Annotated in this window: 12 protein-coding genes; 6 read left to right on the top strand and 6 right to left on the bottom strand. The window is 72.8% G+C overall.

Annotation, left to right across the window (positions count from 1 at the left end):
* Positions 1-56: 56 nt before the first annotated feature.
* From KUM03_RS24295 to KUM03_RS24315, 5 genes are read right to left on the bottom strand one after another with little or no spacing between them, the layout of a single operon-like run.
* Positions 57-1,304, bottom strand: a complete 1,248-nt coding sequence (locus KUM03_RS24295) for a cytochrome P450 (RefSeq protein WP_217251399.1) — start codon at positions 1,302-1,304, stop codon at positions 57-59.
* Positions 1,301-1,912: an ATP/GTP-binding protein gene (locus KUM03_RS24300; RefSeq protein WP_217251400.1), complete on the bottom strand. Its 612-nt coding sequence runs from the start codon at positions 1,910-1,912 to the stop codon at positions 1,301-1,303. Before KUM03_RS24300 ends, KUM03_RS24295 begins: the two co-directional genes overlap by 4 nt.
* Positions 1,893-2,264 carry a DUF742 domain-containing protein gene (locus KUM03_RS24305; protein WP_043384375.1) on the bottom strand — a complete coding sequence of 124 codons (372 nt, stop codon included), beginning with the start codon at positions 2,262-2,264 and terminating at the stop codon, positions 1,893-1,895. The genes KUM03_RS24300 and KUM03_RS24305 overlap by 20 nt, the downstream gene beginning before the upstream one ends.
* On the bottom strand, positions 2,261-2,671 hold the full coding sequence (locus KUM03_RS24310) for a roadblock/LC7 domain-containing protein (protein WP_019327713.1): 411 nt from the start codon (positions 2,669-2,671) through the stop codon (positions 2,261-2,263). Before KUM03_RS24310 ends, KUM03_RS24305 begins: the two co-directional genes overlap by 4 nt.
* Before the next feature lie 5 nt (positions 2,672-2,676).
* The gene (locus KUM03_RS24315; protein ID WP_217251401.1) at positions 2,677-4,638 is read right to left on the bottom strand and encodes a sensor histidine kinase KdpD; all 1,962 of its coding nucleotides are present in this window, start codon (positions 4,636-4,638) and stop codon (positions 2,677-2,679) included.
* Positions 4,639-5,103: 465 nt separating this feature from the next.
* Here KUM03_RS24315 and KUM03_RS24320 point away from each other — a divergent pair, with 465 nt between their 5' ends.
* Positions 5,104-6,045 carry an NADP-dependent oxidoreductase gene (locus KUM03_RS24320; RefSeq protein WP_217251402.1) on the top strand — a complete coding sequence of 314 codons (942 nt, stop codon included), beginning with the start codon at positions 5,104-5,106 and terminating at the stop codon, positions 6,043-6,045.
* 129 nt (positions 6,046-6,174) lie between these two features.
* Positions 6,175-6,561 (top strand): anti-sigma factor antagonist, encoded by a 387-nt coding sequence (locus KUM03_RS24325; protein ID WP_217251403.1) that lies wholly within the window; start codon positions 6,175-6,177, stop codon positions 6,559-6,561.
* On the opposite strand, the gene KUM03_RS24330 is transcribed toward KUM03_RS24325, so the two are convergent.
* Positions 6,527-7,480, bottom strand: a complete 954-nt coding sequence (locus tag KUM03_RS24330) for a ribose-phosphate pyrophosphokinase (RefSeq protein ID WP_217251404.1) — start codon at positions 7,478-7,480, stop codon at positions 6,527-6,529. The genes KUM03_RS24325 and KUM03_RS24330 overlap by 35 nt on opposite strands.
* A 207-nt stretch (positions 7,481-7,687) precedes the next feature.
* On the opposite strand from KUM03_RS24330, the gene otr(A) reads away from it, so the two are divergent.
* The 4 genes from otr(A) (at position 7,688) to KUM03_RS24350 (ending at position 12,371) form a co-directional block, all read left to right on the top strand.
* Positions 7,688-9,583: a tetracycline resistance ribosomal protection protein Otr(A) gene (otr(A), locus tag KUM03_RS24335; protein ID WP_217251405.1), complete on the top strand. Its 1,896-nt coding sequence runs from the start codon at positions 7,688-7,690 to the stop codon at positions 9,581-9,583.
* 109 nt (positions 9,584-9,692) lie between these two features.
* On the top strand, positions 9,693-10,355 hold the full coding sequence (locus KUM03_RS24340) for a DUF4230 domain-containing protein (RefSeq protein ID WP_217251406.1): 663 nt from the start codon (positions 9,693-9,695) through the stop codon (positions 10,353-10,355).
* An 84-nt stretch (positions 10,356-10,439) separates the two neighbouring features.
* Positions 10,440-10,982 carry a VanZ family protein gene (locus KUM03_RS24345; protein WP_217251407.1) on the top strand — a complete coding sequence of 181 codons (543 nt, stop codon included), beginning with the start codon at positions 10,440-10,442 and terminating at the stop codon, positions 10,980-10,982.
* Positions 10,983-11,126: 144 nt separating this feature from the next.
* Positions 11,127-12,371: a glycoside hydrolase family 16 protein gene (locus tag KUM03_RS24350; protein WP_217251408.1), complete on the top strand. Its 1,245-nt coding sequence runs from the start codon at positions 11,127-11,129 to the stop codon at positions 12,369-12,371.
* The last annotated feature ends 112 nt before the right edge of the window (positions 12,372-12,483 follow it).

Raw genomic sequence — 12,483 nt, forward strand, 5'->3', positions numbered from 1 at the left:
GCCGGAGCCCTCCGGCCGGGCGGCGGTGTGCCACCGGAGCCCGGCCGGTGGAACGGTCAGACGGCGAACTCGACCGGCAGGCTGTCCAGCCGCGACTCCCAGGTGGAGGCGGTGGAGGTGAGCTCGGCCGGAGGCACGGCCAGGCGCAGCCCGGGCAGGCGGTGGAGCAGGACGTCGACGGCGGTCTCGATGATGGCCTGGCCGATGTTCTGCCCCGGGCACTCGTGGGGGCCCGCGCTGAAGGCGAGGTGCGAGGCGTTGCCCTGGACCGAGACGGCGGTGTCGGGACGTATCTCGGGGTCGTGGTTGCCGGCCGCGAGGCCCAGGATCAGCAGGTCGCCCTCCTTGACCGGACAGCCGCCGAGTTCCAGGTCGGCGGTGGCGAACCGGCCGGGCAGCACGGCCAGCGGCGGGGAGTTCCACATCACCTCCTCCACCACCGAGGACATGTTCAGCTGTCCGCTCACCAGGCCGGACAGCCAGGCGGGGTCGCCGAGGACGAGCTGGAGCGCCCGCGCCAGCAGGTTGCTGGTCGTGGTGTGGGCGGTGATCAGCACCAGGCGGAGGTGGTTGACGATCTCGTCCTCGTCCAGACCGGCGTGGTGCTCGATGAGCCCCGAGGTGAAGTCGGAACCGGGTTCGGCGCGCTTGCGTTCGGTGAGTTCGCCGAGGATGCCCATGATGCGCTCGTTGTGCGTGAGGGCGTCCGCTCCGCCCTTGATCACCTGATTGCTGGACTCGGCGAGGCTGCGGCCCTCCCGCTCGGCGAGTCCGAAGACGCGGGTGAGGACCAGCATCGGCAGGTACTCGGCGAACTCGGCCACCAGGTCGGCGCGGCCCGCGTCGGCGAACGCGTCGATCTGCTTGTGGGCGAAGTGCGTGGCGTGACGGCGGATGCCGCGGCCGGCGACGGCGTAGAGGTTGTCGGTGACGGCCGCGCGCAGCCTGCGGTGCGGTTCGCCGTCCTGGGAGACGCAGTCGGGGCGCCAGCCGACCATCTGCATCAGCGGTGAGGTGGCCTCGACGCGGCCGCCCCTGAAGTCCCGCCAGATGCGTGAGTCGCGGCTGAACTGGAGGGGGTTGTCCAGCACCCGCCGGTTCTCCCGGTAGCCGAGCACCAGCCAGGCGGGGACGTCGCCCTCCAGCAGCACCGGTGCGACGGAGCCGTACTCCCCGCGCAGACGCGCGTAGATCTCGTGCGGGTCGGTCGCCGCCTCGGGGCCGTAGAGCCGGGTGACGCCCTCGCCGTGGGCGACGGGGCAGCCGCCGCCGGTGGCGCCGGGCGCGGTCTGGTCGTCGGTCATCGGAGCTCCAGGGCTGCGGCCGAGCGGTCCTTCAGGTGCCGGATCAGGGTGACGAGCACGTCGCGGCTGGCGGTGCGGTCGCGGGCGTCGAAGGCCACGACGGGGGTGTGCGGGGGGATGTCGAGGGCGTCGCGGATCTCCTCGACCGGGTAGTCGCGGGAGTCGGGGAAGACGTTGAGGGCGATGACGAAGGGGACCTTCTGCCGCTCCATCTCCTCGATCGCCCGGAAGCTGGAGGCCAGCCGCCGGGTGTCCACCAGGACCACCGCGCCGAGCGCGCCCTTGAACAGGCCGTTCCACAGGAACCAGAACCGCTCCTGGCCCGGGGTGCCGAACAGGTAGAGCATCAGCGTGTCGTTGAGGCTGATCTTGCCGAAGTCCAGGCTGACGGTGGTCTGCGTCTTGTCGGCGACGCCGATGAGGCGGTCGACGTCGGCGCTGGCCTGGGTGAGGGTCTCCTCGGTGGTCAGCGGCTTGATGTCGCTGACGGAGCGGACCATGGTGGTCTTGCCCGTGCCGAAGCCGCCGGCGATCATCACCTTCACCGAGCGGGTGTCCCCCTCCCCCGGCGTCGGTGACCCCGGTCGGTCAAAGCCTTTCAAGTCCACTGAGTACCTCCTCAAGGAGCGCGAGGTCGGGCCCGCGGCCGGCGTCGTGAGCCGGGATGGGATCACGGGCTTCGACGCGGCCCGCCTGGAGCAGGTCGGACAGCAGCACCGCGAGAATGTTGAACGGCAGGTGGAGGTGGGCGCCGAGTTCGGCCACCGACAGCGGTTCGCGGCAGCGCCGGAGGATCTCCTCGTGCTCGTGCTGCATGCCCGGCAAGGGGGCGGCCCGGGAGACGACGAGGGTCGCCACGTCGAGGGTCGACGCCGAACCGCCCGGCCCGCTGCGCCCGCCGGTGAGGACGTAGTAGCGCTCGAGACCGGACGGGTCGGTCGGTCGGCGGGGAGCACTCATCCAGAGTGCTCCTCCTGGCGCGGAGTGGTGCCGAGGAGTTCACCCATCCGGCGGGCCAGGTCGCGCATCTGATGGCCGAGCAGGCCCTGGTCGAGGCCTTCGCGGGCGAGGACGCCGAGATACGTCTCCAGGCCCGCGCGGACCACGAAGAGGTGCCCGCCGTCCACTTCGATCATCGCGAGGCGCAGCTGGCCCGCGTGCTGCGGGAACTGCTCGGCGACCGGCTGGGCCAGCGCCTGCAGTCCGGCCACCACGGCGGCGAAACGGTCCACGTCGTCGGGGTCTTCGGCGCCGTAGGAGGTGATGGCCTTGCCGTCGCTGGAGGCCACGAGGGCGAAGCGGATCTCCTGGATGGACTCCACAAGGTCGCGGAGCGCCCAGCTCACGTCGGTTCCCTGGTGCGTCATGGGGACTAGTCGCTCTCTTCAGTCTCTTCAGTGCGGTGCGCGGTGGGCGCCCCACCGGTGGTCGTGACACGGGCGTCGGCGGCCCCGGTCGGCGGTGCGGCTCCGGTTCGTGGTGCGGGTCCGGGCTGCGGGGCCGGCCCGGGCTGCGGCGCGGCTTCGCTCCGCGGTGCGGCTTCGGGCTGCGGTGCCGATCCGGACTGCGGTGCGGCGCCGGTCGCCGGGCCGGCGTCGCGTCCGGCCGTGGCGAAGGCCGCGAGACCGGCGAACGACGCGTCCGGCGGGACGGCGGGCACCGCGGACACCGCGGACACCGCGGACACCGCGGACTGCTCGGCCGGGCCGACTGGGCCGGTCGGGCCGCCGTACGCGGCGGACCCGGAAGTCCGGGTCGGCACGGGCGTCCGCGTCCCGGCCGTGGCCGGCTCGGCGCGCCTGCTGCGGCGCCGGGGCAGGCCGCCCGGGGTGGTTTCCACGGTGTCCCCTCCGGTCGGAGCCGGGACACCGGCCGGTCCGGGTCCCGGCGTCGGTCCGGAGGTTGGTCCCGGGGCCGGGGCCGGCGTCGCGGCGGCGGTCGTCGCGGGCGCGGCCGGCGCGGCCTCGGGTGCGGCGGCGGGAGCCGTGGCGGCCGCCGGCAGCGGGCCGAAGTACTTGTGGGGTACAACGACAACGACAGACGTACCCAGCCACGGCGAGTCGGCGAACGTCACCCGGATGCCGTAGCGGCGGGCCAGGGCGCCGACGACACGGAGGCCGATGTTGGCGTCCTCCGAGATGCCGCCGAGTCCCGGGCCGGGCGAGGTGCCCGCGAGGGCGTGCTCGGCCTCGCGCTTCTTCTCCTCGCTCAGACCCTTGCCGGAGTCCTGGATCTCGATGCCGACGCCGTTCGGCACCTCCTTGCCGGAGACGACCACCGGCTCGGTGGGCGGCGAGTAGCGCGCGGCGTTGTCCAGCAGGTGCGCGAAGATCAGCGTGAGGTGGTCCACCAGGCCGCCGTCGACGCCGAGTTCGGGCAGATGGTGCAGCTGGACGCGGTGGAAGTCCTTGATCCGGCCGATGCCGCCGCGCGCCACGCTCAGCAGGCGCTGCGGCTCCTGCCACTGCCGGCCGGGCCGGTCGGAGCCGCCGAGCACGCCGATGCTGGCGGCGAGGCAGTCGGCGGGGCCAATGGCCTGGTCGAGTTCCATCAGGCCCCGGGCGACGGCCGGCAGCCGCCCGTGCTCGCCCTGCAGCTCGTGCAGACGGCCGCGGAGCTTGCTGGTCAGGACGTGGATGCGGTTGCCGACGCCGATGACCGCCTGCTCGGCGGAGGTGGAGCGGTCGAACTCCGCCTCCACACCGATCAGCGCGGTCCTGAGGACCTTGCGCAGCTCGGCCTGGAGGTCGGCGCCGACCTTCGCGCACTGCTCGACGGTGGGCAGGATGTCGTCGATGGCGTCGCCGGCCCGCAGCCTGCGCATCGCGTCGGGCAGTTGCTCGTCGGCGAGCCGGGCCACCGCGGAGAGCTGGTGCTCCGTCCGCTCCTGCCAGGCCTCGGTCTGCTCGGCGAGGCGGGTCTCGTACGCGGTGGTCCGCTCGGCCAGCCGGCCCTCGGCGGCGCGGGCGTGTTCCGCCAGCCGCGCCTCGTACGTCTGCGCCTGCTCGGAGAGCTGTGCTTCCAGGGCGGCGCGGTCGGCGGAGGACTTCCGCTCCAGGCCGGCCACGTGCCGCTGCCACTGCTGGCAGTGCTCGGCCTGCGCGGCGCGGTGCGCGTCCTCGGCCCGGCGCAGCTGGGCCCGGGTGCGCAGGAGCAGGCGTACGCACAGGGTGCCGGCCGCCGTCGCCGCCGCACCGGCGACGGCCGCGGTTATTCGCTCCGAGCTCATGAACGTGGCGGCTACCGTCCCGCCTCCCAGGCCCAGTGGCATCAGCCACCAGCTGTACCAGGCGACAGGGGCCCGCGCCGCCGGTGGCGGGGTGGCGAGTTCCATCTGCATCCTTCGAACAAGAACGATCGAACACGGGGGGTGTGCATCGAACACGGGGGGGCGTGCAAGGGGGACCGCACTCATGAGTACGCACCGCGAGCCGACCCGTCGCGATCGCGTCAACTCGCAGCGCCGGTCGGGAGCTTATCGGTTGTGAAGTCAAAAAGATCAAATTCACGGCCGGGCGGAAGTGAGGATTCCGTCACGCTCCGCCAGGGGTCGCCGGATCGACAAATCTCTGTGGCACGTAGGCAAGTTGAGGCGCTGGAACCGGGGCGGTCGACCGGTTGGCCGCGAGGAACCCGGGACGGCGGACAGGGGCGCGGCGGCTGCCGGAGTGTGCAGTTGCCGACGACCGGGTGGGCCTCCGCTCGCCTCCGGGTGCCCGCCGCGTCGGGGAATGACAGGATCTCGTCGGAGGTTGCAGTCCGTGCCGTTGGAACCCCTCTCCCCTTTGCGAGGTTCTTGATGAACACCATGCGCGCCGTCAGCCAGGACACCCTCGGCGGTCCGGAGGTCCTGAAGGAGGTGCGGCGTGACCGCCCCGAGCCGCGCCCGAACGAGGTGCTGGTGCGGGTGCGGGCCGCCGGGGTCAATCCGACCGACTGGAAGCACCGGGCGAACGGCGGCTTCCTCGGCGAGCCCCCGTTCGTCCTGGGCTGGGACGTCTCGGGCGTGGTGGAGGCAGTCGGGATCGGGGTCGCCGCCTTCCGGCCGGGCGACGAGGTCTTCGGGATGCTGTCCTACCCCTTCGGCCACGGCTCCCACGCGGAGTACGTCACCGCTCCCGCGCGCACCTTCACGCACAAGCCGGCCGGGATCGACCACGTGCAGGCCGGTGCCCTGCCGCTGGTCTCGCTGACGGCGTGGCAGGCGCTGGTGGAGCGGGCCGACGTCCGGCCGGGACAGCGGGTGCTGGTCCACGCGGCGGCCGGAGGTGTGGGCCATGTGGCCGTGCAGATCGCCAAGGCCCGCGGCGCCCACGTGATCGGCACCGCCAGCGCCGCCAAGCACGAGTTCCTGCGCTCCCTGGGCGTGGACGAGCCGCTGGACTACCGGGAGACGGACTTCGCCGAGGCCGTGAAGGACGTCGACGTGGTCCTGGACACGATCGGCGGCGACACGTCCCTGCGGTCGCTGCGCGTGCTGCGCCCGGGCGGAGTGGTGGTGTCGATCCTGCCGGTCGGGTCGGACGAGTTCTACGAGGAGGCCGAGCGGCTGGGTGTGCGCGCGGTGCGGATGCTGGTCGACGCCGACCGGGCCGACATGCGGGAGATCGCCGGCCTGGTGGAGTCGGGGAAGCTGCGGGCGACGGTCGAGCGGACGTTCCCGCTCGCCGACGCCGCCGAGGCGCACGCGCTGGGCGAGACGGGCCGCACGACGGGCAAGCTCGTGCTCGTCATGGACTGACCGACGGTTGGCCCCGGTGTGAGATTTCGATGACATATGTCAATCGAACATGCTCAAACTCGCTCGATCGGGGTAACTTCCCGAGCGGAACGAACGGTTGTGACCCGGAAGGCTGGAGGCGAGGTCGTCGTGCGGCAGGAACCCGCGTCGCCCACCTGGCACCTGCGTGTGCGCCGCGAGCGGGGGCACACGGTGCTGGAGTTCCGGGGGGAGATCGACATCGCGTCGGCCGGGGAGATGGTCCCGCTCCTGGACCGGGAGACGGGCCGCCCCGGCGCCCGGGTGGTGCTCGACCTCGGCGGCATCGAGTTCTTCGACTGCTCCGGGCTGCGGCTGCTGTACCGGGCCCGGCACCGGGTGCTCGACGGGGGCGGGGAGGTGCACCTGGTGTGCGCCCACCCGCTGACCCTGCGCATGCTGCGGGTCACCGGCCTGGCGGAAGTGCTGCCGCCGCGTCCGTCCCTGGAGGAGGTCTTCGGCGTCAGCCCGCCGGCGGGGCGTCGAACAGGGCACTGACCGACTCCCCGTTGTGGATGCGGCGCACGGCCTCGGCCAGCGCCGGGGCGATGGACAGAACGCGCAGCTTGTCCGTGTGATCGTCCGCCGGCACCGGAACGGTGTTGGTGCACACGATCTCCAGTACGTCCGGCTGCTCGCCGAGCCGCCCCAGGGCACCGGCCGCGAACAGCCCGTGCGTGCAGGCGAGGCGGATCGTGCGCGGCCCCGCCTCCCGCAGCCGGTCGAGCAGCTCCAGCACCGTGCTGCCCTTCGCGATCTCGTCGTCGAGCACGATGACGTCCCGCCCGGCGACGTCCCCGATCACGGCGCTGATGCTCACCCGGTCGTCGGCGAACCGCTGCTTGGCACCGGCCGCGACCTGAGCGCCGAGCATCCGGGCGAACGCCGCGGCCTCCTTGGCGTTGCCCAGGTCCGGCGAGACGACCGTCGTACGGGAGAGGTCGTACCGCCGGAAGTGTGCGGCCAGCTCCCGCAGGGCGTGCAGGTGGTCGACCGGGACCGTGAAGAAGCCGTGGACCTGCGGCGCGTGCAGGGTCATGGCGAGCACCCGGCTCGCGCCCGCCGCCACCAGCAGGTCCGCCACCAGGCGCCCGCCGAGCGAGATGCGCGGCGCGTCCTTCTTGTCGGAGCGGGCGTAGGAGTAGTGCGGCATGACGACGGTGATGCGGCCTGCCGACGCCCCGCGGGCCGCGTCGCACATCATCAGCAGCTCGACCAGGTGCTCCTGGACCGGCTTGACCAGCGGCTGGATCAGGAAGACGTCCCGCTCCCGGCAGTTGGCCCGCAGCTGCACCTCCAGGCAGTCGTTGGCGAACCGGCTGACCCGGATGGGGCTGAGGGGCACGCCCAGATGCGCGCACACCTCCTCGGCCAGCTCGGGGTGGGCACTACCGCTGAACACGGCGATGTCTCGCACGGACCGCTCCTCGCGTGATCCTGTCCGGCCATGATCCTGTCCGGCCGGGGACCTCAGCTTACGGAAACCCGGTTGCGGCGAACCCGGGGGTTGGCGCCATGATGACACCGTCCGTGTTCCCACAGGTCAGGATCGTTCGCATGCGCCGACTCCTCGGAAACCCCCAGTGCCCCTTCCGGCCCACGGTTCACGAGGACTCCACCCCGCATGCAGACCCCGCACGACTCGCGCGCCCCGCGCACCCTGAACATCGGCATCCTGGCCCACGTCGACGCCGGTAAGACCAGCCTCACCGAACGGCTGCTGTTCGACCACGGCGCCGTCGACCGGCTCGGCAGCGTCGACACCGGCGACACCCGTACGGACGACGGCGCGATCGAACGCCGCCGCGGCATCACCATCCGCTCCGCCGTCGCCTCGTTCACCGTCGGCGACACCCAGGTCAACCTGATCGACACCCCTGGGCACTCCGACTTCGTCGCCGAGGTCGAGCGCGCCCTGGAGGTCCTCGACGGCGCGGTGCTGCTGCTGTCCGCCGTGGAGGGCGTACAGGCGCGGACCAGGGTGCTGATGCGCACCCTGCGACGGCTTCGGCTGCCCACGCTGGTCTTCGTCAACAAGATCGACCGGGCCGGCGCCCGCACCGACGGCCTGCTCGGCGACGTCCGGCGCCTGCTGACCCCGCACGTCGCGCCGCTGACGGAGGTGGCGGACGCCGGCACCGCGCGGGCGCGGGTCACGCGGCGCCCGCCGGACGAGCGGACCGCCGAGGCGCTCGCCGAGGTCGACCCGGGCATCCTGGCGGCGCTGGTGGACGGTCCCGCGCCGGCCGCCGGGGACCTGGCCGCCGCACTCGCCGCCCGCACCGCCGACGGGTCCTTCCATCCGCTCCACCACGGCTCCGCACTCGGCGGCCAGGGCGTCCCCGAACTGGTCGAGGACCTGGTCCGGCTGGTCCCGGCCGCCCAGCCCGCGACGGAGGGCACCACGGCACCCCGGGGCACGGTGTTCGCCGTGCGCCCCGGTCCCGGCGGCGGGCGGACGGCGTACCTGCGGCTGTACGACGGTGAGGTGCGCCCGCGGCAGCGGCTGACGTTCCTGCGGCGCGAGTCCGACGGCCGGACCACCGAGGTCCCCTGCCGGGTCACGCGCCTGGACGTGGTCGGCGGGGCCGGCACGCTCACCGCCGGGAACATCGCGGCCCTCGGCGTCCCCGGCGGCCTGCGCGTCGGCGACCGGCTCGGCGGCCTCACCGACCGCGCCCCGCAGTTCGCCCCGCCGACCCTGCAGACCCTGGTCCGGGCCCGGCACCCCGGGCAGGCGGCGCCGCTGCGCTCCGCCCTGCTCGCGCTGGCCGACCAGGACCCGCTGCTGCACGCCCGCCCCGAGGCGTCCGGCGCCACCGCGCTCCTGCTGTACGGCGAGGTCCAGATGGAGGTGCTCGCGGCGACGCTGGCCGAGGACTTCGGCATCGAGGCCGAGTTCGCGCCGGGCCGCGTCCGGTTCCTGGAGCGCCCGGTGGGCACCGGCGAGGCGGTCGAGGAGATGCCGTGGCTCGACCACACCCGGTACTGGGCGACGATCGGGCTGCGGGTCGAGCCGGGGCCGCGCGGCTCGGGCGGGGTGTTCGCCTACGAGACGGAGCTGGGCGCCCTCCCCCGCGCCTTCCACCAGGCCGTCGAGGAGACGGTCCGCGCCACCCTGCTGACCGGCCTGTCCGGTGCCGCGGTCACGGACTGCCGGGTCACGCTGACCCGGTCCGGTTTCAGCTCGCCGGTCAGCACCGCCGCCGACTTCCGCGGGCTCACCCCGATCGTGCTGCGCCGGGCCCTGCGGCGGGCGGGGACCCGGCTGTACGAGCCGTACCACTCCTTCGAGGCGGAGGTACCGGGGGACGCGCTGGCGCCGGTGACGGCCCAGCTCGCCGCGCTGGGTGCGGACTTCACCGGCACGACCGGCGGCGACCCGGCCTGGCTGATCACCGGCGAGCTGCCGGCCCGGCGGGTGCGGGAGGCGGAGCTGCGGCTGCCGGGGCTGACCCGCGGGGAGGCGGTCTGGTCGTCCCGCCCGTCCGCGGACCGCCCGCTGAAGCCGTCCCACTGAGCCGCCGAACGCTCCCCGTATGCCCCCACTCTCCCCCGCCGCGCGTCAACTCCCCGGTCTGGCACGGGAGATGGGGGGCATGCGGACAGTAGGAAGGAGGGCCGTCGCCATGACGACTCCCGTCAGGAAGCTCCCCGGGCGGATGCCCGGCTGGGCGAAGGTGCTGACCGCGTTCCTGCTGGTCCTCGTCGTGCTGTTCGCGGGGTTCCGGCTGAGCCTCGTACCGGGGCTGAAGGACGTGTTCGGCAGCGAGACCCACGACCGCTCGGGCCCCGCGCTGCTGGAGTCCGTCCAGGACATCAGCCGTTACGAGGCCGCGTCCGGCAACTTCCAGGTCGTCGTGGATCTGGAGAAGGACGCGAAGTTCCTGCCCGACGCCATCCGGGGCACGCGCACCCTGTACGTCGGCGCGGGCACCGTCGACGCCCACGTCGACCTCGGGAAGGTCGGCGAGGACGACGTGACGGTCGACGGCGACCGCACCTCGGCCACGCTCCGGCTGCCGCACGCCGCGCTCGGCGAGCCGGCCCTCGACCCCGAGCGCTCCTACGCGGTGTCCAAGCAGCGGGGGCTCCTCGACCGCCTCGGCGACCTGTTCTCGGACAATCCCAACGGCGAACAGGCCGTGCGGAGGCTCGCGGCCCGGCACATCGCCGACGCGGCGAAGGACAGCGAGCTGAAGGCGCGCGCGGAGAGCAACACCACGGCGATGCTCAAGGGCCTGCTGCACTCCCTCGGCTTCGAGAAGGTGCGCGTGACCTACGGGGCCTGAGCAACGGGCAGGACCACCGCATCCTCGCCGCCTGCCCGGGTAACCGCTCCACCACGCGGGGAAGTCGACGACTGGAGGACCGACATGGCTCGTGCCGCCTCAGGGCCGCGTTCGTTGCTGCGCACCCGCGCCGCCAAGGCCGAGGACGACGCCGACCGGCACGAACGGCGCCCCCTCGCCCTTCCGTTGCGCCTGCTGGCGACGGCGTGCGCGTTCGTCTTCATGGTGGCGTTCGCGGTGGTGCTGGCAAGGCTGACGCTGCACCCCTCCCCCGCCTCGGAGGCGCTGACCCACACCAACATGCGTCCCGGCAGCTCGCTGCGGGCCTATCTGGACCAGCCGGCGCTGCGGGACGCCGTGAAGCAGATCGGCGGCAACCTGCTGCTGGGCATTCCGTTCGGCGTGCTGGTGCCGCTGGTCGCCCCGCGCACCCGGGGGCTGCTGAGGGTGCTGCTGCTGACGGCCGTGGTGATGCTGCTGGTGGAGTTCGCCCAGGGCGCCCTGGTCACCGGGCGGGCCTTCGACATCGACGACGTCATCCTCAACACCACGGGCGCACTGGCGGGTTACCTGCTCCTGGGCCGGCGGATGAGCCGCGCGGTGCACGCGCGCCGGCCCCGCGACTGAGAGAGGGAAAGGTGGTCCGTACCAAGTCCGTACCAAGGTATTGACCACCCCTTACCTCACCCCTTAAATCAAGAGGCATCACCCTTACCCCCCACCTCGCTCGGCGCTCCCGTCCCCGGGACGCCGTACGGAAGGGAGAGCGCCGTGGCCCGTCCACGCCTGCTCCGCAGATGCCTCCTCGCCGCCGCCCTGTCCGCCGGGCTGGCCGCGTCCCTCGTCACCGGGCCCGCCGCTCAGGCGGAACCCGATGCCGACGGTGCCCCCACGGCCGCCGCCGTGACCTTCTCGGACACCTTCGACGGGCCGGCCGGAGCGGCCGTCGACTCCTCGAAGTGGCAGATCGAGACCGGTGACAACGTCAACAACCACGAGCGGCAGTACTACACCTCCGGCAACAAGAACGCGGCGCTGGACGGCCAGGGGCACCTGGTCATCACCGCGCGCAAGGAGAACCCGGCGAACTACCAGTGCTGGTACGGCACCTGCCAGTACACCTCCGCCCGGCTCAACACCTCGGGCAGGTTCACGGCGCAGTACGGACACGTCGAGGCCCGGATGAAGGTGCCGCGCGGGCAGGGCATGTGGCCCGCGTTCTGGATGCTCGGCACCCCGGTGAACTGGCCGGACTCCGGCGAGATCGACATCATGGAGAACGTCGGCTTCGAGCCCTCCACCGTGCACGGCACGATCCACGGCCCCGGCTACTCCGGCTCCGGCGGCATCGGAGCCGGTTACACCCTGCCGGGCGGGCAGGCCTTCGCGGACGACTTCCACACCTTCGCCGTCGACTGGGCACCCGACTCGATCACCTGGTCGGTGGACGGCAACGTCTACCAGCGGCGCACCCCGGCCGACCTGGGCGGGAAGCAGTGGGTGTTCAACAAGCCGTACTTCCTGATCCTCAACCTCGCGGTCGGCGGCTACTGGCCCGGCGACCCGGACGCCTCCACGGTCTTCCCGCAGACGCTGGTGGTCGACCACGTCACCGTGACGACGGGCGACTCGGGGACCGGCGGCGCCATCCGCGGCTTGGCCGGCAAGTGCGTGGACGTCGCCGCGGCGAACTCCGCCAACGGCACCCCCGTACAGCTCTACGACTGCAACGGCACCGCGGCCCAGCGGTGGACGGTGGTCTCCGACGGCACGATCCGGGCGCTGGGCAAGTGCCTGGACGTGAACGGCGGCGGCACGGCGGACGGCACGGTCGTCCAGTTGTGGGACTGCAACGGCAGCGCGGCCCAGCAGTGGGTCGTCACCGCGGCACGCGACATCGTCAATCCGCAGGCCGACAAGTGCCTCGACGCCACCGGGAACAGCTCGGCCAACGGCACCCGGCTGCAGATCTGGACCTGCACGGGCGGCGCCAACCAGAAGTGGACGGTCGGCTGAAGGCCTGCCCTAGTTGTACTGCCCAGCCAGGTTGGTCGAGTTTGTGCGACGACACGGTCTGAACTTGTAGGACGGCGAAGGCCTCCGGTTGTGGAGTGGAGCTGTCGAGGAA

This window comes from Streptomyces sp. AC602_WCS936 (assembly GCF_019049125.1).
In the GTDB taxonomy this organism is placed as follows: Bacteria; Actinomycetota; Actinomycetes; order Streptomycetales; family Streptomycetaceae; genus Streptomyces.